Source organism: Chitinophaga caseinilytica (genome assembly GCF_038396765.1).
GTDB lineage: Bacteria > Bacteroidota > Bacteroidia > Chitinophagales > Chitinophagaceae > Chitinophaga > Chitinophaga caseinilytica.
In genome coordinates, this window is record NZ_CP150096.1 from 1,606,140 (window position 1) to 1,628,159 (window position 22,020).

At 55.3% G+C, this 22,020-nt stretch carries 15 protein-coding genes and 1 tRNA gene; 7 read left to right on the forward strand and 9 right to left on the reverse strand.

What is annotated here, in order from left to right:
• Nucleotides 1–6: 6 nt before the first annotated feature.
• The 4 genes from WJU22_RS06945 to WJU22_RS06960 all read right to left on the reverse strand — a co-directional run bounded on the left by WJU22_RS06945 (nucleotide 7) and on the right by WJU22_RS06960 (nucleotide 4,661).
• Nucleotides 7–438, reverse strand: a complete 432-nt coding sequence (locus WJU22_RS06945; RefSeq protein ID WP_341842521.1) for a hypothetical protein — start codon at nucleotides 436–438, stop codon at nucleotides 7–9.
• A 153-nt stretch (nucleotides 439–591) separates the two neighbouring features.
• Nucleotides 592–2,352 carry a helix-turn-helix domain-containing protein gene (locus tag WJU22_RS06950; protein ID WP_341842522.1) on the reverse strand — a complete coding sequence of 587 codons (1,761 nt, stop codon included), beginning with the start codon at nucleotides 2,350–2,352 and terminating at the stop codon, nucleotides 592–594.
• A gap of 162 nt (nucleotides 2,353–2,514) precedes the next feature.
• Nucleotides 2,515–4,206 carry a Na+/H+ antiporter gene (locus WJU22_RS06955; RefSeq protein WP_341842523.1) on the reverse strand — a complete coding sequence of 564 codons (1,692 nt, stop codon included), beginning with the start codon at nucleotides 4,204–4,206 and terminating at the stop codon, nucleotides 2,515–2,517.
• Nucleotides 4,101–4,661, reverse strand: coding sequence for a flavin reductase family protein (locus tag WJU22_RS06960; RefSeq protein ID WP_341842524.1), 561 nt, complete (start codon nucleotides 4,659–4,661; stop codon nucleotides 4,101–4,103). Before WJU22_RS06960 ends, WJU22_RS06955 begins: the two co-directional genes overlap by 106 nt.
• A 777-nt stretch (nucleotides 4,662–5,438) precedes the next feature.
• Here WJU22_RS06960 and WJU22_RS06965 point away from each other — a divergent pair.
• From WJU22_RS06965 to WJU22_RS06975, 3 genes are all read left to right on the forward strand, one after another.
• Complete coding sequence (locus WJU22_RS06965; protein ID WP_341842525.1) at nucleotides 5,439–8,690, forward strand: TonB-dependent receptor; 3,252 nt, start codon at nucleotides 5,439–5,441, stop codon at nucleotides 8,688–8,690.
• A gap of 17 nt (nucleotides 8,691–8,707) precedes the next feature.
• Complete coding sequence (locus WJU22_RS06970) at nucleotides 8,708–10,411, forward strand: RagB/SusD family nutrient uptake outer membrane protein (protein ID WP_341842526.1); 1,704 nt, start codon at nucleotides 8,708–8,710, stop codon at nucleotides 10,409–10,411.
• A gap of 100 nt (nucleotides 10,412–10,511) precedes the next feature.
• Complete coding sequence (locus WJU22_RS06975; RefSeq protein WP_341842527.1) at nucleotides 10,512–11,036, forward strand: DUF3237 domain-containing protein; 525 nt, start codon at nucleotides 10,512–10,514, stop codon at nucleotides 11,034–11,036.
• A gap of 174 nt (nucleotides 11,037–11,210) precedes the next feature.
• Here the strand turns inward: WJU22_RS06975 and WJU22_RS06980 are convergent, their stop codons facing one another.
• The 3 genes from WJU22_RS06980 to WJU22_RS06990 all read right to left on the reverse strand — a co-directional run bounded on the left by WJU22_RS06980 (nucleotide 11,211) and on the right by WJU22_RS06990 (nucleotide 12,527).
• A complete protein-coding gene (locus WJU22_RS06980) occupies nucleotides 11,211–11,693 on the reverse strand; it encodes an RDD family protein (RefSeq protein ID WP_341842528.1) in 483 nt (160 codons plus the stop codon).
• Between the two features lie 135 nt (nucleotides 11,694–11,828).
• Nucleotides 11,829–11,903: transfer RNA gene (locus tag WJU22_RS06985), tRNA-Arg, on the reverse strand.
• Between the two features lie 54 nt (nucleotides 11,904–11,957).
• Nucleotides 11,958–12,527 carry a MarC family protein gene (locus WJU22_RS06990; protein WP_341842529.1) on the reverse strand — a complete coding sequence of 190 codons (570 nt, stop codon included), beginning with the start codon at nucleotides 12,525–12,527 and terminating at the stop codon, nucleotides 11,958–11,960.
• A 108-nt stretch (nucleotides 12,528–12,635) separates the two neighbouring features.
• Between WJU22_RS06990 and WJU22_RS06995 the strand changes: the two genes are divergently transcribed.
• From WJU22_RS06995 to phnY, 3 genes are all read left to right on the forward strand, one after another.
• On the forward strand, nucleotides 12,636–13,220 hold the full coding sequence (locus WJU22_RS06995) for a helix-turn-helix domain-containing protein (protein ID WP_126245686.1): 585 nt from the start codon (nucleotides 12,636–12,638) through the stop codon (nucleotides 13,218–13,220).
• Nucleotides 13,221–13,318: 98 nt separating this feature from the next.
• The gene (gene phnA, locus WJU22_RS07000) at nucleotides 13,319–14,563 is read left to right on the forward strand and encodes a phosphonoacetate hydrolase (protein ID WP_341842530.1); all 1,245 of its coding nucleotides are present in this window, start codon (nucleotides 13,319–13,321) and stop codon (nucleotides 14,561–14,563) included.
• An 8-nt stretch (nucleotides 14,564–14,571) separates the two neighbouring features.
• Nucleotides 14,572–16,014 carry a phosphonoacetaldehyde dehydrogenase gene (phnY, locus tag WJU22_RS07005; protein ID WP_341842531.1) on the forward strand — a complete coding sequence of 481 codons (1,443 nt, stop codon included), beginning with the start codon at nucleotides 14,572–14,574 and terminating at the stop codon, nucleotides 16,012–16,014.
• Nucleotides 16,015–16,140: 126 nt separating this feature from the next.
• Here the strand turns inward: phnY and WJU22_RS07010 are convergent, their stop codons facing one another.
• A complete protein-coding gene (locus WJU22_RS07010; RefSeq protein WP_341842532.1) occupies nucleotides 16,141–17,247 on the reverse strand; it encodes a 2-aminoethylphosphonate--pyruvate transaminase in 1,107 nt (368 codons plus the stop codon).
• Nucleotides 17,244–18,575 carry a DUF5690 family protein gene (locus WJU22_RS07015; protein WP_341842533.1) on the reverse strand — a complete coding sequence of 444 codons (1,332 nt, stop codon included), beginning with the start codon at nucleotides 18,573–18,575 and terminating at the stop codon, nucleotides 17,244–17,246. Before WJU22_RS07015 ends, WJU22_RS07010 begins: the two co-directional genes overlap by 4 nt.
• 308 nt (nucleotides 18,576–18,883) lie before the next feature.
• Between WJU22_RS07015 and WJU22_RS07020 the strand changes: the two genes are divergently transcribed.
• Nucleotides 18,884–22,012, forward strand: a complete 3,129-nt coding sequence (locus WJU22_RS07020; protein WP_341842534.1) for a SusC/RagA family TonB-linked outer membrane protein — start codon at nucleotides 18,884–18,886, stop codon at nucleotides 22,010–22,012.
• Nucleotides 22,013–22,020 lie beyond the last annotated feature (8 nt).

Below are 22,020 nucleotides of genomic sequence, written 5' to 3' on the forward strand. Positions count from 1 at the left end.
ATTCGATCAGTAACCATATCGTTGCCGGCGGTATTGGCCTGCCGTGTCTGGCTGGTGGCGGACCTGGATATGGCCACCCTTCACCCGTTTGTCGAACTTCCGGTATTCTACGATGCTGGAATCTTTTTTCGTGAAGATGATCTGGCCGGTAAGGTCTACGCCCACGGTGGTTTCGCGGTTCACCGGCGCAACGTATACCGGGTAATGCGCAAAATCGATGACCATGGAATCGAGGTATTGGTAGGAAATGTAGAGATAGTTGAAGCCGGCTTCCCGCATCGACTGCATGCCGGTCCGCGTGTAATCGCTATAGTATTCGAATTCTTTCAGATCGAATGGGAAATGACCTTTTTCTTTCGTGTACCGCTTCACGGCGCTGGAAAAAGCGTAAGTGGGATAGATTTTCCGTTTCTTTTTCTTCTTTCCGACCGGCAGCACGGACGCGGGTTTCGAAGCGTCGAACGTATGCGGGGAGGAAGTGCAGGCCGAAAAAGAAAGCAGCCCATAGCCAGGTATAGCGCGTATTGTTTCATCAGTCGGGATTAATGCCACAATATTAACATATGAACTGTTAACTAAAATCCAAAATGGCTATTGCATGTGGGCGAGATGGTATGGATCGCTGCCGAAGTGCCGGATATAGGCGCTGCGCAGTGCCGCCGGCGTTTCGAAACCGCAGCGGATGGCGGTGATGAGCATCGATTTGCCGTTGCGGTGAAGGAGGTGGAAGGCGTGGTACATGATCAGCATGTGATGGTAGTCGTTCGGCGAGATGCCGAATTCCTGCAGGAAGCCATTCTGGTATTTATACCGGCTGAGGTGAAACTGTTCGGTGAGCATCTGCACATCGGTCAACAAACCCACGTCTTGCCGGGCCTGCGTGAAAATATCGTGCAGGGCCACTTTATCGGCCGGGGTAAGGCGTACATGCCGTTTGATGGCGGCCATCCTGTTTTGCATGGCGGCGGCCAGCAGCAGATCGATGCAGATGCGGCGGAGAAAGCATTGCGCCACGTCGCCGATGTAGCTGCAATGCAGCACCTGGGTCAGCAGCATGTTCACCAGTTCGTTGGCGCGCAGGTTCACCGCGGGCTGTGCGCCATGGAGCCAGGCGGCGGCTTTGCCGGCCAGGGTGGCCAGTTGCGGCCAGGTGGCGGAAAGGCGGACGAGGTCTTCCGGCCGGATGTCTGCCCGGAAAGCGCAGTAATACACATCGGCGGAAAGACGGTGGAATTTTTCGCCGGGGTCTTCATCCTGGTACATCCCGCATCCGAAGAAAGCCGTTTTTTCAGCTTGCTCGCAAGGCATTACCCTTTGCAGTACCTGGATGGAGCAGCAGGGCTCCCTGGGCTCTTCGGGGCTCAGCTGCAGCGGTTCGTGGGTGATGACGTCGTGTATCCGGATGGTGAACGGCGCCACGCGGATCACCTGGCTGATGCGGTCGTGGGCGCTGTCGCGGAAAAAGTGCTTCAGTGCGCAGGGGATTTGCAGCGGCCAGTAGTCTTGCGGAATGTGGCGAAGGTCTTCCGTTGCCACGGCGGCCGACAATACCGGCAGCGGAATGACGCCTGGCGGTGGTGGTGCTGGGATTACCGTTTTGCGGTGGGGCCGCGTTTCGTGGAGGAAGTAACGGTATATATTCCGCATGTTGAGCCGGAAGTGGGGCGCCCGGTAGTGGCGCGCTTCCAGGAGGTACATCATGCTGTAGCGTTCGTGACGGAAGAAAAGGTCTTTGAGCCGGAGGTATTCGGTGAGGGAATACCGCGGGGCGGGGCGGATATCGCGGGCAGCCTGCCAGGTTTTGAGGAACGAGGGCACTTTTCCTGCGTCGGTGAAGCCGGGAGGGAACACGGCGGGCAGGGGGTGGAACAGGAGGTCGTGCAGCAGGATGGCGATGTATTGTTTGACGGGTTTGTGCTTGCGGCGGTCTTTCCGCGAGCGGGGCCGGCGGATCCAGCTCCAGAATTTCAGGCACTGGAGGGTGTTGAGCCAGGCGGCGTGGTAATGTTCCCGGTATTGCAGGGCCATGGCTTCCAGCCAGCGCTGTTCCATGTCGGGCAATGTGCCTGGAGGGATGAAGTTGCGGAAGCTCCCTGCGCCCAGGCCCAAAGTGGTGAGGAGCGCGCTCCCTTCCGGGGTGATGCGCATCCATCCGCCCGTTTCCTGCAAAAGATAATGCCTTTCCAGTTGTGTGAGGGCCGCCAGCGCGGGCTCCGGCTGAAGGGCACTCCCCGCCAGGGCTTCTTCGCGCGTGCACATGCCGCTCCGTTCCATCCACGACAGCATCCGGACGTGATCCTTCGACAGCACGCCGGCATAACGGCCCGCCAGTGAGCTACCGGAGGCTTTCATAACGCTGGGTTTGCGGGTGGAGGAACAGGCACATACTTCTCGATTGAAGGGGTCAGCAGGTGAAAAATTTCGGTTGATACATATAATAGATGCACCCCGGGCACGATGGGGGTAAGGTGACCGGGGCTTTTTTACTGACACAATTTGCACATATCAGTTTGCCTACTCCGCGGTCTCCTCCGCCGATTTCAACCGCAACTTTTCCTCTTCCAGGTCCAGCAACCCCAGGTACTTCCGGATCACCCCGTCGTCTGTACTATACGACGCCGCATTGATCTCCAGCAAATAATTCCGCTGCACCTCCAGCAGCTCGAACGCCACTTTGCGGTACACCTCATGATCGCCGTCGGCCACATTCCCCCGCGCCAATTCTTCCGCCACGTACCGCGCCCGCAAATGCTGCAGCGGGATGTTGTTCGCCAACTCGTTTGCGTAATGTTCGTCGAGATACCGGATGCCGAGTGCCGCCAGTTTTTCGCGGACGATATGGTCTTGCTCTTCCACCGGTTTGGGATGGTCCGCATCTTCCATATCCAGTTTCTTCACGAGCCAGGGGAGCGACAGCCCCTGCACCACGAGCGTGAGCAGGATAACGGTGAACGTGATGAACAGGATGAGGTTGCGCTGCGGGAAGGAGAACGGCAACGAAAGCGCCGCCGCCAGCGATACCACGCCGCGCATGCCCGCCCATCCGAAGATCAGCGGGCCTTTCCAGCCGGGGCTGGGATCGGCCGTGGTGATGAACCGGCTGATGAACACGGTGAACACGGAGGCGAAATACGTACAGGCCAGCCGGGTGACGATGAGCACCAACGTGACTAGCACGCCGTAACCGATGGCGCTGCCCAGCGAAACGGGGCCCAGGTCGCGGATGACGACGGGCATCTCCAGCCCGATGAGCAAAAACACGAGCCCGTTGAGCACGAAGGCGACCGCGCTCCAGACCGTTGTGCCCCGCAACCGGCTGCCGGCCGACAGGAATTTGTGGCTGCGGTAAGAAAGGAACAATCCCCCGCTCACCACGGCCAGTACGCCGGAGAAATGGAACATTTCCGCGGTGAGGTACATCACGTACGGCGCGGTGAGCGTGAGCACGATGTCCATATTCGCGGAAGTGGGGAGTTTGCGGTGCAGGAAATAATAAACGATGGCCACGGCGATCCCGATGGCGATGCCCATGAAGATCACGGTGACGAAACTAATGGCGGCTTCCTGGAAAATGAAACGGCCGGAGTCTACCGCCACGAGCGCGAAGCGGAAGACGATGAGGCTGGATGCGTCATTCAGCAGGCTTTCCCCTTCGATGATGGCCGAAAGCCGTTTGGGGACTTTCACGTATTTGAGCACCGAAGTGGCGCTGACGGCGTCTGGCGGCGATACGATCCCTCCCAGCAGGAAACCCAGTGCCATGGTGAATCCCGGGATGAAGGAACTGCTCACCCAGGCTACGATGAACGAGGTAACGATCACCATGATGAAGGCGAACGAACCGATGACGCGGCGCCAGCGCCAGAGGTCTTTCCACGAAGTGTACCACGCCGCTTCATATAATAACGGGGGAGGAAAATGACGAAGATGTACTGCGGATTGATGGCCACGGCCGGGATGCCGGGAATGGCGCAGAGCGAAAGGCCGCCCAGCAGCAGGATGATGGGATAGGCGACGCGGATCTTCTGCGACAGCATAACGAGCAGCTGGATGAAAATTACCAGCAGGATGAAGAGGAAAAACTGATGCTCCATATCGTATTATAGGTTTTGCGGCCTGAATTTTTCGGGCCGGGCGATGTTGCGGCCGGATTCCATGAACACGCCGTTGCCGCGATAGTGCACGGTGCGGGGGTACCTGGGCCAAACGGCCGCCGTTGCTCTCTTGACTTCCAAAATAAAGAAATTATACTTCTCCAGCATTTTCCGGTCGGCCACGCGGCACTCGAAATGTGCGTAGCATTCTTCGATAACGGGGGCAGATACGGTGGCGGCTTCGCCGGGCGTGAGGTGGAATTTTTTGAATTTGTCGACGCTCCGGCCCGAGGTGTTGCCGATGCCGATGATAGTGTCGAGCATATCGGCGGTGGGAATGTTGATGACGCATTCCCCGCTTTGGCGGACCATATCGAAACTGTGATTGGTGGCGGTGATCATGCAGCCGATGAGGGAAGGCGAGAATTCCATGACGCAGTGCCAGCCCATCGTCATGATGTTGTTCCGGTTTTGCCACCGGGAGCTGACGAGCACGATGGGCCCGGGTTCCAGGAGCCGCCGGATTTGTTCGACGGGCATATCTGTTTTTCGGTAGGAGCGTTTCATGCGGAGGGTTTTATTATTGAAACAGAGGAGTCGCAAGCAAGTTTGAGGGGATGGGAATTTTTTTGAAACGGGATGGTACCAAACAGGAAGTGGCACGTCTCCACATCAGGTGAGCCACATCCGGGCCCGGAATAGCGTAGCGCAGGCAGCAATGTTGGTGCGGCTTCCGGAAGAATCGTCTGCCGATCGTCAATTAAAAGCTATGTTTATAAAATCGGGCAGAAGATTTTATCGCAGTGCTTGGATTTGTATAAAAGATCATGTACTTTTAGTAAATACTAATATTATTTGAACGAGAAAAATTCCACCGTTACTGGAAACGCATGAAACTCATGCATTAACCCTCCGCCATTCTATAATCCAGCAACGTCCCTGGGATGTCCATTTTTTATCAGGTTAGATCGAATATGTCCATTCACTAAAAAACATTTTATGGGAACCGGCTCAAGAGAGAAAGCCAAAAATCAAAATCGATATACTTGAACCACGTCAGTTCAAACCAGTCTTAATAGTCCATTCTTAAAACCGACGGCAGGCCCGTATCTGCAGACGTATGCCTGTTTGTGACCGGTGTAGACGGTTGTGCCGTGTACGCGGCATTTTATTCACTTTTAAAATCCCATGTTATGACAGATAAATAGGCTTACACATAAAACCGGCAATATGGGAGTATTGCCGGCAGGCAAAGCCGGGAGAAGCTTTGCCGAGATACAGTTCAAAAATCTTCGCTGAACTATAACGCATCAAAAATATGAAAAAAAGAGGAATATTGCTTTTTTGACAAAAGCGATAAGCGGAACCTTTTTCCTTACCGCCGCACTATCCGGTCCCCTTTCCGTTCACGCTTCCATAGCCTCCGGCCTGTATTTTCAACAGGTACAAACCGTTAAAGGCAAAGTGATCAGTGAACAAGACAAGCAGCCTGTTCCCGGCGCCGCCGTGCAAATCAAGGGCACGAGCAAAGGCACCGTCACGAACGAAAATGGTGAATTCACCATTCAGGCCAACACCGGAGACATTCTCATGATTTCCAGCATCGGCTTCACTGCCCAGGAGATAGCCGTTGCGGCGGGCAAATCCTACGACGTTACACTTGCATTTTCCAATACTTCGCTCGATGAAGTAGTGGTAACAGGTTATTCCGCGCAGCGCGTGAAAGACCTTACGGGTGCAGTAGCCGTAGTAAACGTAAACCAGATGAAACAGCAGCCAGTGGCCAGCCCCGTGGAATCACTCCAGGGTAAGGCCACCGGTGTTCAGATCATCAGCGATGGCGCCCCCGGTGCCACGCCCCAGATCCGTATCCGCGGTTTCAGTACCATCAACAACAATGATCCCCTGTTCGTAATCGACGGTGTGCCGTATGAAGGCAAACTTTCGTGGCTCGATCAGAACGACATCGAAACCATGCAGGTACTGAAAGATGCATCTTCTGCATCCATCTACGGTGCCCGCGCCAACAACGGCGTTGTGATCATCACCACCCGCCAGGGCGTGAAAGGGCCGCCGAAGATCAATCTCAGCTCTTATTTCGGTACGCAGGTGCCCAACAAGAACGCCTTCCCCAAAATGATGAACCCGCAACAATACGCGGAATACGTCTACGAAGCATTCAGGAACTCGGGCCAAACCCCGGGCCAGGAAGGCACCACCGGCAACAACTACGGTACCGGCGCCACGCCGACGCTTCCCGAGTATCTCGTGGCCGGAAAAGTGACGGGACAGAAAGTAACCGCTGCCGATGCAGACCCTTCCCGCTATAACTACAGCCGCGCGAGCGAAACCTTTTACCAGATCACCAAAGCGAACAAGCAAGGTACCAACTGGTTCGACGAAATCTCGCAAACCGCGCCCATCCGTAACGTTCAGCTGGGCGTAAACGGCGGCGGCGATAACGCTACCTACGCCATCGGCGCGGGTTACCTCGGCCAGAAAGGCACCATCCGCCACACCGGCTATAACCGCTACAACGGTCGCGCCAACACCCGGTTCTCCGCGTTCAACAACCATTTCCGCTTCGGCGAAAATATGCAGTACAGCTACGAAGAATTTGTGGGCGTAGGTGTGAACCCCAACGTTTCCGGCGACTACCAGGGCGAAGGCAGTGCCCTCGGCTTTGCATACCGCATCCCCGTGATCATCCCTGTATATGATATTATGGGCAACTTCGCCGGCAGCCGCGGCGATAAGCTCGGCAACGCCCAGAACCCCCTGGCGCTGCTTTATCGTGCTAAAGACAATGTCCAAAAAAGAAACTTCTTCTTCGGGAACGTATTCGGTGAAGTGGACCTCGTGAAAGGGCTCGTGGCCAAAACCTCTTTCGGGTTGCGCTACGAAAACTACAGCGGCATTTCGCTCACTTACCCGAACCTCGAATTCTCCGAAGGCAGCGCCGCCAACGGCATGTCGGAAAACCAGGGCTTCAACACCGAATGGACCTGGACCAATACCCTGACCTACAAATGGGAAGTAGCCAACGTTCATTCACTGACGGTGCTCGCCGGTACGGAAGCGTTCCGCTCCCGCAACCGCTTCCTGTCTGCCGGTCGTAACGATTACTTCCTGCTCGGGCAGACGGATTATTATTACCTCCCCGCCGGTGCGTCCAACATCAACAACACGTCCAGCGGCGGTGTGGGCTCGCTGTTCTCCATCTTCGGCCGTGCGGATTATTCCTTCCGCGACCGTTACCTCGTTAGCCTTACGGTACGCCGCGACGGATCTTCCAACTTCAGCAAAAACAGCCGGTATGGTACCTTCCCTGCAGGAAGCATTGCGTGGCGCCTGTCTGAAGAGGATTTCCTCAAAGGCAACAAGTTCATCACCGATCTGAAACTGCGCGCAGGTTATGGTATTACCGGTAACCAGCGTATCCCTGCGTTCCAGTACATCGACCGTTACGAAAGCCTTATCGCCAACGCCTTCTATCCCTTCAACGGGAAGTCGGTTACCGGAGGCGTTTGGCAGAAAGCATATAAAAACGAGAATGTGAAATGGGAGGAGCTCAAATCCTTCAACATCGGCCTCGACTTTACATTGCTGGATGGCGAATTCGACGGTGCCATCGACTGGTATAGCCGTAAAACTACCGACATGCTGTACCCGGTTCCCATGCCGGCGGCATCCATCGGTATGGGCGGGGCGCCTTTCGTGAATATCGGCGACATGAAAAATACCGGTATCGAACTGGGACTGGGTTATCATTACGGTCAGCGTGAAAACAAACCCTTCAAGCTCGACGTGAACGTGAACATTTCCCGTAACGTGAACCAGGTAGTATCGCTGGCGCCTTCCGTGAAAGAACAGGTGTACGGTACTTTCCGTAGCCTTCAAACCACGATCCTCCGTCCGGGCGAGCCCTTCGGTTCCTTCTACGGTTACAAATGGGATGGTGTTTATACCAGCGCAGACGATCTCGCGAAAAGCCCGAAATACAGCGGTGCGCGCGTAGGCGGCCCCAAATACATCGATGTTACCGGAGACGGACAGATCACCCCGGCCGACCGTACCATCATCGGCAACCCGCACCCCGACTTCCTGTACAGCTTCGGCATCAACGCCAAGTACAAAAGCTGGGACCTGGCTATGTTCTTCAACGGTTCGCAGGGCAACGACCTGTATGAAGCTACCCGTTACTTTACGGACTTCAGCACGTTCGACGGTACTGCCAGCGTGCGTATGCTCGACCGCTGGTCTCCCTCCAACCCGAACTCCAGGACCCATACGCCGAACCGCAAAGCGTCTGACTACGAGCTGGCGTCTTCCGGATATTATGTACAGGACGGTAGCTACTTCCGCATGAAGAACCTCCAGATCGGCTACAACTTTAAAGTTGACAACTGGTTCAAGGGCAACATGCGCACACTGCGTGCTTATGTAGGCGCATCCAACCTGTTTACGCTCACGAAGTACACTGGTCTTGATCCTGAAGTGAGCCAGACCAACTCCACTTTCTCGGCTTTGGGCGTGGACTTCGGCGTGTACCCCGTGTCTCGCCAGTTTTTAATCGGTTTCAGTGCAGGTTTCTAATTTAAAAGTATTTGAACATGAAAAGGATTCATAGCATCATATTAGTGGCATGCGCTACAGTACTGGGCTCCTGCGGCGCAGACTTCCTGGAAAGGAACCCCCAGGGAGAATTGAGCCAGGATCAGATCAAATCCGCCCGGGGTGTGGAAGGTATGCTGACGGGCGCATACGGCCTGGTAAACGGCAACGTTTCCGGTACCTGGGGCAACTATTCCTCCGCACCCAGCCAGTGGCTGTTCGGGGAAGTAGGTGCCGATAACGCCCACAAAGGCAGTAATAACGGCGACCAGCCCAACATGAACCAGGTAGAGCTGCACGATGTGTCGCCCACCAACGATAATACCGAGATCATGTGGAACCGGTATTACGAAGGCATCGCACGTTGTAACAACACGCTGCGGTTGCTGAAACTGGTACAGGCCGGTGCTACCGACAAACTCTCCGACGCAAGGGCCAAGGAAGTTGAGGCCGAAGCCCGCTTCCTCCGCGCGCACTATTACTTCTTCCTCCGCAGGACTTTCTCCAAACTTCCCTATGTGGATGAAACGATGGCGCCTGAAGACGCATTGAAAGTGACCAACGAAGGCGAAGTGTATCCGAAGATCGAGGCCGACTTCAAATTCGCGATGGACAATCTCCCGGTTACCATGGCGGACCCCGGCCGTGCCAACAAGACCGCTGCGCAGGCGTACCTGGGCAAGGTGTACCTCTACCAGAAAAAGTACGACGATGCATTGCCGTTGTTCACGACCGTTATCGGCGCAAGGCCCGACATTACGACGCTGCCCTTCGACGATAACTTCAATGTAGTGAAGGAAAACGGCCCTGAAAGCATCTTCGCCGCACAACACGCCATCAACCCCGACGGTAGCGGCGATAACGCCAACGTTGGCGATATGCTCGGCGGGTTCTATGGTACCGCACCGGTTTCCTGCTGCGGATTTTTCCAGCCTACTTTCGACCTGGTGAATTCCTTCCGCGTAACCGCCGCTGGTCTTCCCATGCTCGACGGCAGCTATCGTACCAACCCGTACCTGTCCGATTTCGGGCTGACGGGTGCAGCCAAGGATAACTACCAGGTGAATAAATCCCTCGCATTCGATCCCCGCCTCGATTATACCGTTGGCCGCCGCGGCGTTCCTTACCGCGACTGGGGCATCATGCCGGGCGACGCCTGGATCCGCGACCCGGCGTATGCTGGTCCGTTCGTTGCCGTGAAACACATGGTAGACGCATCGGCCCGCGGCACCGAAACGGTTGCCGGCGCCAACTACGTGACGAGCCTGAACGTGAATATCATCCGTTTGGCAGACGTGTATCTGATGGCAGCGGAAATCTATGTCGAGAAAAACAACCTGGCAGCGGCGCTCGCGCTCGTAAATAAAGTGCGCGCCCGGGCCGCCAACCTGCCCGGAAGAACGGTGGGCGGTACGCCGGCAGCGGCCTACAACGTGAAGCCATACCTGGCGTTTACGTCGCAAGACATGGCGCGCAACGCGGTCCGCTTCGAGCGTAGACTGGAGCTGGCCCTGGAAGGCCATCGCTTCTACGATCTCGTGCGCTGGGGCATCGCCAAGCAAACGATCGAAAGTTACTCGGGCTTCGAAGGAGATATCCTGTCTGCCTTCGAAAACATTACTTTCGATACCAAAGACGAAACGTTCCCCATTCCGCAACAGCAGATCGACCGGAGCCAGGGAGCGCTCAAACAGACGCATTAACGCCTATATTCCTTTGTCATAACCCTCACGGCGCCTGTTGCAGACGGGCGCCGTTTTTTTATGGGCATAATTTATCTTTATAAGCATAAACCTAACATATATGCAGAAATTCATTATCACGCTTTTCATCCTTTCCACTTGCATTCAGCAGCAGCTATTTTCGCAGGAACTGAAATCTGAATTTATTTTCGACTTTGAGCTCGAATTGTCGGCGCCACAAATGGTGGGCAAGGTATTGCCCGGCACCCGCGTCATCTATCCCGTCAACGGCGGTACTGTGAAAGGTAAGGTCAACGGGAAAGTGCTGCCTGGCGGCGGGGAATGGGGGATCGTTGCTGATTCCCTCACTTTTAAAATGGACGTTCGCGCCACGATCCAGACAGACGACGGGGCGCTGATCTACATTGCGTACAAGGGATACCTGTTCGCCGACGCGAAAACCAATGCCGTTATCGGCGCTGGAAAAGGGCATACGCTTTCACCGTCGGATTATTATTTCCGGTCGACCCCCGTTTTCGAGACCAGTTCCCCGAAATACGCCTGGCTGAACCGTACCGTTGCTATCGGGGTGGGGCGGTTGAGCGGCGTGGGGAAAGTTGCGTATAGGATTTATGCGATTAAATAGCGGGGGAACGGATTGGAAAACATTTCGAAAAAAAAGCTGACCGGTTTAGATCGGTCAGCTTTTTTAATTGTGAAGCGTCGGTGTGTTGTGCCGAGCGTCCGGTATTTTCAAATAGTCGGTGTCAGAAGGTTTCCGGATTCACTTTTCGGTGAAAATGGAATCTCTGCGATAGGATCAGTTGCCGGATTCGTTGGGGACGGTGCTTTGTTTTTCGTCGATCACCAGGGTGTTCGTCCATTTGTCGTGCCAGGGGTAGCAAGGGCTGCCGAAGGCGCTTAATCCGTTGAAGGGGACCATGCGCACCAGGCCGCGCTTAAATCCATGTGCGAAATCAACGGGACTGCCGTCTGCATTCACGGCGCGGGTTTTGGTGATCAGTTTACCGAGGGTTTTTCCTTTACAGAGCCCTTCGACAAGGCCGAGGAAGATGCCGTAAAGGATCAGCGTGATCACCCTGTCGAGCAGTGAATTGGCGGAAGTTTCTTCATAATCGAATAATTCCGGGCCGAAAATCACGGTAGCGACGAGGGCGATGAGGAAAATGGTGGCATAGAAAACTGCCAGGTCGATCAGGAAATTGGCGAATCGTTTACCGGTGGAGGCTTCGGTCAACACGATTTCTTCGCCGAGTACGTTTTCTTCAGTTTGGGTATACATGGGTATAGGAATTTGGGTTTAAATGTAATGATTCCGGATGTAACGTGCCTGGAACTTTCGGGTCATATGTGGTTGGTGATCGGGTGGCTGGCGCTTATGAAAAGAAAAACCCGCAAACAGCGTTTGCGGGTTTTTTGGTAGCCTCGACAGGAATCGAACCTGTATCTGGAGCTTCGGAAACTCTTATACTATCCATTGTACTACGAGGCCGGGCCTTTTGAAGGAATGCAAATGTAATGGAAAAATGAATATTTAGGAAGAATTTTATAAAGTGCCGATGTTGCTTTTGAAAATACGTACCGCAATGGCCAGCAATATCACCCCGAAAAACTTGCGGAGCACCATCAGGCCTGCTTTTCCGAGGATGCGCTCGATGTAGCTCAGGGACCGGAGCACGATGTAGATGATCAGCAGGTTCAGGACGATGCCCGCCAGGATGTTGTAATCCCCGAAATCGGCTTTGAGCGACATGATGGTGGTGAGGGTGCCCGAGCCGGCGATGAGGGGGAAGGCGATGGGAACGAGGCTCCCGGTCTTGGTGTCCTGGTCGCTTTTGAAGAACTCGATCCCCAGGATCATTTCCAGGCCGATGATGAAGATCACGATGGAACCCGCCACGGCGAACGATTGCAGGTCTACGCTCATCAGGTTCAGGAACGCCTTTCCGCCCAATAAAAACGCCACCATCAATACGCCGGAAGCCAGGGTGGCCTTCACGGCATTGATTTCCCCGATCTTTTCCTTTAGCGACAGCAAAACCGGGATAGACCCCAGGATATCGATCACGGCAAACAGGGTAAAACTAACGGTAACGATCTGGTCGATACTGAACATATGATGAAATTTTGGCAAAAGTAAGGTTTTCTATCAGGCGAATATGCCTTAAAATAGCTAATTTGGCGGGAATATCGGCGAATTTCATCCAGGTAAAACGAACATACGATGCAGGAAGACATCATCATTCAGATCAGCAATAAAATCAAGGAAAAACGGAAGGCGAAAGGCATTACGGTGCAGGAACTGGCCAATAAAGCAGACGTGAGCAAAGGCCTCATTTCCCAGATCGAGAACAACCGCACCGTTCCCTCCCTGCTCGTGCTCGTCAATATCATCCGGGCCCTCAACCTGGACATGAACGAGTTTTTCAACGACATCAACCAGCAAAAACAAGCGGCCAAGGTCCTCATCATCAAAAAAGACCAATACCAGCACTTCGAAAAGGAAAACGCGAAAGGATTCCTCTATAAAAGGGTCCTCACCCGTAACATCAAAGGCGGCCCCACAGACGTAGTGCTCCTCGAACTGAAACCCGGCGCCCGCCGCAACCAGATCGTGAAAACGGACGCCTACGAATACAAATACGTGATCTCAGGCACCGTGGAATACCTCATCAACAACGAAAAATACATCCTCGAAGCCGGCGATTCCATCTTCTTCGACGGCCGCCTCGGCCATAAACCCTCCAATGTGGGCGACGATACCGCCCTGCTCCTCGTAATTTATTTCTTCCAGGAAGGGGAAAAATAATTTCCACAGCGGAAATCATTCATAAAAAATTAACAGCCGACTTGTGTAAAAATGTTTACTTTTACTATTCAAAAGTTAGCATTTATAAACTCAGTCATATGTCAATTTCCACCCGATCCTTCACCGTAAACGGCAAAACCTACACACCTCCGGCGCAACCGGTAGTCGTAATCTGCCTCGACGGCTCCGCCGATGAATACCTCGATATCACCCTGGCACACGACCGTATGCCCAACCTGAAAAAAATGACCCTTTCGGGCTACCGGGGCATGGTCCGCGGCGCATTGCCGTCGTTCACCAACGTCAACAACTCCTCCATCGTAACGGGCGTAACGCCGGCTGTGCACGGCATTTGCGGGAATTTCTTCTATGACACCGACCGTAAAGAGGAAGTGATGATGAACTCCGCGGAATACCTCCGCTCCGAAACCATCCTCGCCGCCGCCGCCAACGCCGGCCGCAAGGTAGCGGTGGTTACCGCCAAGGAAAAACTCCGCGACATCCTCAGCCATAAAATGACCGGCATCGCGTTTTCCGCCGAAAAAGCCAACCAAGCACAGGAAGCTACCCATGGCATTGGCAACGTCGAAACCGTGCTCGGCCTCCCCACCCCCGCGATCTATAGCGCAGACGCCAGCCTCTTCGTGCTCCGCGCCGGCGTTGCCCTCATCGAAAAAGGCCTCGCCGATTTTCTCTACCTCTCGCTGACCGACTACATGCAACATACCTTCGCGCCGGAGGATGGTCCCTCGCTGGCGTTCTACGAAGCCATCGACCATGAGCTGGGAAGGCTCCTGGCCGCAGGGGCCGTTATCGGCGCCACGGCAGACCATGGCATGAACGCCAAACAGAAGGCAGACGGCACGCCCAACGTGCTGTACGTAGAAACCATGCTCACCGAGAAATTCGGCCCCGGCTTCCGCGTGATCTGCCCCATCACCGACCCTTACGTGAAACACCATGGCGCCCTCGGTTCCTACGTGGCCGTTCACCTGCCCGAAGGTGTGAGCGAAACGGAAGTGGCCGGCTGGCTGCAGGCGCAACCCGGTATCACCGAAGTGCATAATAAAGACATGGCCGTTCACCTGCTGGAGCAACCCGCAGACCGCATCGCCGACCTGGTGGTGCTTTCCGCCCGCGACGTTGTGGTAGGCCGCACCCCCGCGCATCACGACCTCTCCGCGCTCGACTCCGGCCTGCGCTCGCATGGCGGCCGTTATGAGGAAATGGTGCCCCTGCTCATTTCGCACCCGCTCAAAGCCGCCTACCGCAGCAAAGCCGGCGGCGACCCCCGCAACTTCGACGTTTTCGATTTTACCGTAAACGGTACAACGCTCAATTAATACCTGTTATGTCAAACACCATTGCACCAGACGCAACTTTGTCGCTCACAGGATACATCGCCGGCGAACCCGTCATTTCCGCGCAGAAACTGGAAGTGCGCAGCCCGTACAACGGCCGCCTGGCCGGAACGGTATCGCTGGCTACCCGGAAAGACACCGAAGCTGCCATCGTAGCCGGACTTTCCGCCAACGTAAAACAAACGCGCTACGAACGCTTCGCGGTGCTCGATAAGGCACGGCAGCTGCTCGAGGAACGTAAAGAGGAATTTGCCCGGCTGATCACTTCCGAAGCGGGGCTCGCCCTCCGCGAGGCACGCTATGAAGTGGGCCGCGCGCGGGATGTGCTGCACTTCGCGGCATTGGAATCGCTCAAAGACGACGGACAGATCTTCTCCTGCGACATTTCCCCGCAGGGCAAGGCCCGCAAAATATTCACTACGCGTGAGCCGTTGTCGCTCGCGGTGGCCATCACGCCCTTCAACCACCCGCTGAACCAGGTGGCGCACAAGATCGCGCCGGCCATTGCCACGGGAACGCCCGTCATCCTGAAGCCTTCCGAAAAAACGCCGCTTACGGCCGTTCGTTTCGTGGAGCTGCTGTACGAAGCAGGATTGCCGCCGGCCATGCTGAGCGTATTGCTCGGGCCTACGGCGGAAGTGGCGGAAGTGCTGGTGACAGACCCGCGCGTGGAGCTCGTGTCCTTCACCGGCAGCGTGGCGGTGGGAAAGATCATCGCGAAGCAGGCAGGATATAAGAAAGTGATCCTCGAACTGGGCGGCAACGATCCGCTGATCATCCTCGAAGACGCGGATATGGAGCTTGCTGTAACCCTCGCTGCCGAAGGCGCGTACCGCAACTCCGGTCAGCGTTGTACCGCGGTGAAGCGCATCCTCGTGCAGGAAAGCATTCACGATGCGTTCGTGGAAAAACTGATCGAAAAAACGAAGGAATACCTGGCCGGCGATCCCGAATTGCCCGAAACGCGCGTTGGTACGGTGATCGACGAGCCCGCGGCAAAATATCTCGAAGACGTGGTGAACAAAGCCGTGGCCCAGGGCGCGAAAGTGCGCATCGGCGGCCGCAGGACCGGCGCGCTCCTCGAACCTACCGTTATCACCGACGTTCCCCGCGACGCGCAAATGGTTGTACAGGAATCTTTCGGTCCGCTGGCGCCCGTCATGAAAGTCAAAAACCTTGAAGACGCCATCGAGCTGGCCAATGGTACGGCTTTCGGGCTTTCCTCCGGTATTGTTACAAAAGACATGGAAAAGGCGCTCCACGCGGTGAAAAATCTCCGCATGGGAACGGTCAACATCAACGAAGTGCCCGGTTACCGGATCGAAAGCTCGCCCTTCGGCGGCATCAAGGATTCCGGTTTGGGCATCAAGGAAGGAGTGATCGAAGCCATGAAATGCTTCACATACGTCAAAACATTTTCACTGCCCTGGTAGCAGGTGCTCTGTTATTGTTTGCATGATTACGGCCGCGGATTTCCGTGGCCGTTTTCTTTTTTTGCGGAAAAAGGTAAAGGCGCACCCGGTGATGGATGCGCCTTTTTTAGTTGCGTTGAAAAATGGTTATTTGGAAAGAGCAGCTTCTTTTTGCATGATCTCACCGATGGCCTGCACGAGCGCGGAAACGTCTTCCGGGAAGATCTGGCCGATGTTGCCGATGCGGAAAGCGTTGGTTTTGCTCAGTTTGCCGGGATAGATGACGAAGTTGCGATCGCTCAGTGCCTGGTAGAATGCTTCGAATTGGAAGGAGGGATCGTTGGGATAGAGGAACGACGTGATGATGTGCCCCTGGATTTCCGGGCGCAGGTACTGCACGAAGCCGAGGGCTTCCATCCCCTTGTCGAGCGTTTCCTTGTTTTTGCGGTAGCGCGCCTCGCGTGCGGGGATGCCGCCTTCTTCCTCCAGTTCGCGCATCGCCTGGCGGAAAGCCATGATGCTGAGCGTGGGCGGGGTGAAGCGGAATTGTCCGTTCGTTTCGAGGCCGTTCCATTGTTCATACAGATCGAGGCTGAGGCTGCGCGCCTGGCCTTTCGTTTTGAGGAGCGCAACTTTTTCCGCGATCACGAACGCGAACCCGGGAATGCCTTCGATGCATTTGTTGGATGAGGATACGAGGAACTGGATATGAGCCTTGCGGATGTCGATCTCCACGCCGCCGAAGCTGCTCATGGCATCTACGATGAACGTTTTGCCGAGCTCCGCGCAAATGGCGCCGATGGCTTCGATGGGATTGAAAAGCCCGGTAGTGGTTTCGCTGTGGATGCAGGCCACATGCGTGATGTGGGGCGCCTGTTCCAGCTGGCGGCGCACGGCGGCGGGGTCTGTTATTTCGTCTTCTTCGAAGCGGAGCACGGTGTGCGGCAGTTTGTGGATGGCGCACATTTTTACGATGCGCTCGCCGTAAGCGCCGTTGCTCAAAACCAGGAGGTGATCGTTTTCGCCGATGGTGCTGCTGATGACGCTTTCCACGCCGAAGGTGCCGGAGCCCTGCATCAGCACGGTTTCATACCCTTCTTCTTTCGACACATGGCCCAGTACCGGCAATGCTTCGCGGATCTCTTTCACGGTGGTCACGAACGCGGCGTCGCGCGAGCCCATATCTTCCATGGCTGCGGCTTTTACGGAGTGCGAAGTGGTGAGCGGGCCGGGTGTGAATAACAGTTTCTTCATAAATGTATTGTAAAGTTGTGCAGGTTCGGCGTTACGGGCGCTTCCGTTTTGCGGAAGAGGTTGCGGATGCCGTGTTTGCGGTTGAAATATACGAAAGCGGTGATTAACAGGGCAAGACAGGCGAAGCAGAGCAGGTAGCTGAACTGCATGAGCACGCGGCTCCAGCGGAGGTCTTTCATGAAAAACTCACGGTAGAGCAAAAGTCCCACACTGCCGAGGTATCCGATGGCGTCGCAGCCGTACACGAAAAATCCGGCGTTGGCTTTCAGTTTGAACAGCGCGATCAGCCTTTCGAACAGTGCCACCTGGATGGGGATGTATGCGAGGAACAGTCCTGTGCCCAGCGTCAGCATCCAGCTGTAGGGGCCGATGGCCTGGCGGTGGTAGAGCAGTGTGCTGGCGCCTGTCATGAGGATGCCGATCGCGATAAGGCCCTTGGTGGCCCACAATCCACGGATATTATTACGGATGAGCGACAGGCAAGACACGCAGGCCACTACGATCACCGTGCTGATGAGCTCCGTTTGTGCGAGGATGCCGCGGCTCCAGTGGTTGCCGCCGATCTCGTTCCAGATTTCCACGCTGAAATTGTCGCGGAAATCGCGGAGGGTGGTGAGCAGGCAATAGATAAGGAGGATGCAGAGCAGCCCGGGCCAGAAGTTCCGTACGATGTCTGACTTATCGGCCGGGGTCATGGGTGCGCGCTCAGCGCGGAGGAGCTTATCCGTTTCGCTGGGGGCGGGGATGACGGAGAGCATCCAGATGAACAGGCAGGTGAGCGGGATAAACAGGAGGCCGATGACGAAGGGCATCCAGAATTCGGTGATCCACGGGAGCAGCGATTGTATCTCCAGGTAAATGGTTTTCAGGATGCCGGAGGCGGCGATGATGGAAATGCTGAGCCCCATGCCCAGGATCTCCGTGAAGCGGCGGCCTTCCAGGAAGCTGAAGATGACGCCCCAGACCATCCCCAGGGGGAGGCCGTTGAGGAAAAGGAAGAAGAAATTATAGGGATAGGGAACGAGCGCGAACCCCAGCAGCGCCAGCAATGCAAACCCGATCAGGCACGCCACCAGCCGGATGCGCTGCTCCGGGCGCAATTCTGAAATTATCTTGATGCCGGCGAACTTGGAGACCATATACCCCATTACCTGCGCGATGATCAGCACCGTTTTGTACCCCAGCCCGAACAGGGTCAGCCCCTCATAAAGCCCGGTATTAAAGGGCTTCCGGAATGCATACATACAGAAATACGTGCCGAAGGAGGCAAGGAGGCACCAGGCGATGAAAAATATGCCCGACGGTTGTTGAAGCCTTTTGTGGATCATAGTAACGTGTGTTTAGTATATCCAACCTGTCACCCTCTTCGAGTTTAATATTTGTAAATTATGAAAATTCTTTAAATTCGGGAAAGGTTTCCACGTAGAATTTTTAAAACTAGATCAAAATCTACTGTAATAGGCTGTCAGATTGCTATTGAACGAAGTTCGCGCGTTTGGTTTTTTCCACGGAGTTTAGCGTGTTAAGGAATTATTATTTTAATATTTCTATACTATTAAATTTAGTAATACTTAACATTTGGTTTATACATCGTCCCCATTTTTGTATTCGCAAACCGTTTAATCCTTTCCTTTTTATGCATTACATTTTACAACCACTTCTCAGGGTAGCCCTCCTGGCGCTCATCCTCGCGCTGCCATGCATCCCCGCATGGGCGCAAACACTGGTTTCGGGCAAGGTCGTGTCCGAAGACAGTCAGCCGGTCCCCGGCGTCACCGTTAAAGTCAAAGGCGGAAACACCGGCACCGTCACCGACGCCGACGGCAAATTCTCCATCAGCTGCGCGTCCGACGCCGTGCTCGTTTTCTCTTCGCTCGGGTTCCTCCGGCAGGAAGTACCCGTGGCAGGACAATCCTCCCTTTCCGTAACCCTCGCCACCGACAAAAAATCGCTCGATGAAGTTGTGGTAACGGCCCTCGGCATCAAGAAAGAAAAGAAAGCCGTCGGTTTTTCCGTGCAGGAAGTAAAAGGGGCCGACCTCGTGAAAGCCCGTGAGCCCAATGCCGTCAACTCCCTCTCGGGCAAAGTGTCTGGCCTGCTCATCGCTTCCAATCCCAACCTCTTCGGCAACCCAGACATCCGCCTCCGCGGCGTGAAACCGCTTATCGTCGTAGACGGGGTGCCCATCAGCTCCGATTCCTGGAACCTCAGTCCGGACGACATCGAGTCGTATTCCGTGCTCAAAGGCCCCACAGCCTCCGCGCTCTACGGCTCCCGCGGTGTGAACGGCGCCATCCAGATCACCACCAAGCGCGGCACCTCCGGCACCCGCGTCGATTTCAACACCAGCCAGCAATTGCAGGCCGGGTACAACGCCATCCCCGAAACCCAGAACGATTACGGCCCCGGCGATTACGGCGAATATGCCTTCGGCGACGGTAAAGGCGGCGGCATCAACGACGTGGACTACAACCAGTGGGGCCCGAAATTCAACGTGAAAGACCCTTCCACCGCCAGCGGATGGAAAGAGCTCCCCCAATTCGACAGTCCCATCGATCCCGCCACCGGCAAACCCATTCCCACGCCCTGGCTGCAGCGCGGGCCCAACAACCTCCGCAACTTCCTCCGCAACGGTTTCCTGTCTACCGCCAACGTAGCCGTATCGTCGAGGAACGAAAAAACGGACATCCGACTTTCAGCTTCACATACCTACCAGCGCGGCCAGGTGCCCAACACCCACGTCAACATCACCAACGTGAACCTGGCGGGCGGCGTGAATTTCACGGACCGGTTGCGGGTAGACGTGAACATCAATTACAACAAACAATACACGCCCAACTTTCCCAACCTGGCGTATGGCCCCAACAGCTTCATTTACTATCTGACCATCTGGGGTGGCGCCGATTTCGACGTGCGCGACCTGAAGAACTACTGGCAGAAAGGGAAAGAGGGCATCCAGCAGTACAACTTCGAGTATTTCCGCTACAACAACCCCTGGTTCATCGCCAACGAATGGTTGCGCGGATATTATAAAGACGATGTGTACGGCTACATTTCCGCGAACTACAAGATCGCGAAGAACTTCAATGCCATGCTGCGCACGCATATCAATACCAGCAACCTCTACGAAAGCAACAAGCTCCCCTATTCCGCCGGCGCCTACGAAGCCAACCTGAAAGGGAAGTACCGCGAATGGTGGACGTACAACTTTGAGAACAATACCGATTTCCTGTTGACGTACGACAAGGACTTCGGCCGTCACTTCGAGCTGTCGGCCCACGCCGGCGCCAACCTCCGGACGCTGAACACCCGGAACATCTACGGGGAAACGGCTGACCTGCTCATCCCGATGTGGTACAACTTCGAGAACACCAGCGAGCAGCGCAAGCCCACCAACTATACCGCCACGCAGCAAGTGGGAAGCGCCTATGCTTCGGTAGACCTTTCGTACCGGAACTATCTCTTCCTCGGCCTTACCGGCAGGATGGACCACTCTTCCACCTTGCCCCTCAGCAACAACACGTATTTCTACCCCTCCGTATCGCTGAGCGGCATCGTGTCCGAAATGGTGAAACTGCCTGAAGTGATCAACTACTGGAAAGTGCGCGGATCCTGGGCGCGCGTGGGCGCAGACCTTTCCATCTATTCCAACATCGCCAACTACACCCTCGGCACCCGCTGGGCCAACATGCCTTCCGCTTATTATGCCGACAAAATCTTCAACGACCAGATCAAGCCGTATTTCAGTACCTCTTTCGAAGTGGGAACGGACATGCGCCTGCTGAAAAACAGGCTCGGGTTGGATGTGGCGTATTACCGCGCGGTGGATGGCCCGCAGGTGTTCGATAATCCCGTTTCCGAGACTTCCGGCTACCTGTCGAAAAAACTGAACGGCCTGAAGTATATGCGCCGCGGCGTGGAAGTGACGCTGAACGGAACACCCGTTTCCTCCGGGAAATTCAAGTGGGACGTGATGGTGAACTGGACAACCTACAAGCCTTATCTGCAGGAGATTTACGGCGACCAGCAGAAGCTGGGCTACATCAAGGTTGGCGAGCGCTCCGACGCTTATTACACCACCGATTTCTACCGCTCGCCCGACGGGAAGATCGTGTATGGCAGCAATGGTCTGCCGGTGAAAGATCCGCTGCCGAAGAAAGTAGGATATTTTACGCCCGACTGGTTCGGCGGCCTCAGCAATACCTTCACTTTGGGCGACTGGCGGTTCTCTTTCCTGCTCGACGGGCGCGTTGGCGGCAAAACGCTGAACTACGTGAACCAGAAACTCTGGCAGGGCGGCCGTCACCCAGACGCCGGGCCTGCCGAAAGGGAGAAAGACGCGCTCCGCGACCCCGTTACCGGGAAACCGATCCCGCACTGGACGGGCGATGGCGTGATCGTGACCAAAGGGGAACTGAAGCGCGACGGCGACGGCAACGTGATCTCCGATACCCGGGAATTTGCGACCAATACCAATAAGACCACGTTCCAGGACTGGGCTTACAACCTCATGGGGGCCGAGATTTCCAACGTCATCGATCAGACCTTCGTGAAGCTCCGCGATGTTACGCTCACCTACAACCTGCCGGCCAGCAAGCTGTCGCGGACGCCGTTCAAATCCGCCAACGTATCGTTCGTGGCGCGGAACCTCATGTATTTCACCAAGTACAAGAACATCGACCTCGACCAGTTCATCGAAGGCAACAACGGATTGCAGACGCCTTCCGTGAAAAGCTATGGCATCAACCTGAATTTTTCCTTCTGATCCCGCAA

What these genes read in the sequence shown, in the direction of transcription:
- WJU22_RS06950 (WP_341842522.1), bottom strand. Translation starts at nt 2,352, where the DNA reads ATGAAAGCCTCCGGTAGCTCACTGGCGGGCCGTTATGCCGGCGTGCTG.
- WJU22_RS07015 (WP_341842533.1), bottom strand. Translation starts at nt 18,575, where the DNA reads ATGATCCACAAAAGGCTTCAACAACCGTCGGGCATATTTTTCATCGCC.
- WJU22_RS06960 (WP_341842524.1), bottom strand. Translation starts at nt 4,661, where the DNA reads ATGAAACGCTCCTACCGAAAAACAGATATGCCCGTCGAACAAATCCGG.
- WJU22_RS07020 (WP_341842534.1), top strand. Translation starts at nt 18,884, where the DNA reads ATGCATTACATTTTACAACCACTTCTCAGGGTAGCCCTCCTGGCGCTC.
- phnY (WP_341842531.1), top strand. Translation starts at nt 14,572, where the DNA reads ATGTCAAACACCATTGCACCAGACGCAACTTTGTCGCTCACAGGATAC.
- WJU22_RS06970 (WP_341842526.1), top strand. Translation starts at nt 8,708, where the DNA reads ATGAAAAGGATTCATAGCATCATATTAGTGGCATGCGCTACAGTACTG.
- WJU22_RS06980 (WP_341842528.1), bottom strand. Translation starts at nt 11,693, where the DNA reads ATGTATACCCAAACTGAAGAAAACGTACTCGGCGAAGAAATCGTGTTG.
- WJU22_RS06975 (WP_341842527.1), top strand. Translation starts at nt 10,512, where the DNA reads ATGCAGAAATTCATTATCACGCTTTTCATCCTTTCCACTTGCATTCAG.
- WJU22_RS06995 (WP_126245686.1), top strand. Translation starts at nt 12,636, where the DNA reads ATGCAGGAAGACATCATCATTCAGATCAGCAATAAAATCAAGGAAAAA.
- WJU22_RS06990 (WP_341842529.1), bottom strand. Translation starts at nt 12,527, where the DNA reads ATGTTCAGTATCGACCAGATCGTTACCGTTAGTTTTACCCTGTTTGCC.
- phnA (WP_341842530.1), top strand. Translation starts at nt 13,319, where the DNA reads ATGTCAATTTCCACCCGATCCTTCACCGTAAACGGCAAAACCTACACA.
- WJU22_RS07010 (WP_341842532.1), bottom strand. Translation starts at nt 17,247, where the DNA reads ATGAAGAAACTGTTATTCACACCCGGCCCGCTCACCACTTCGCACTCC.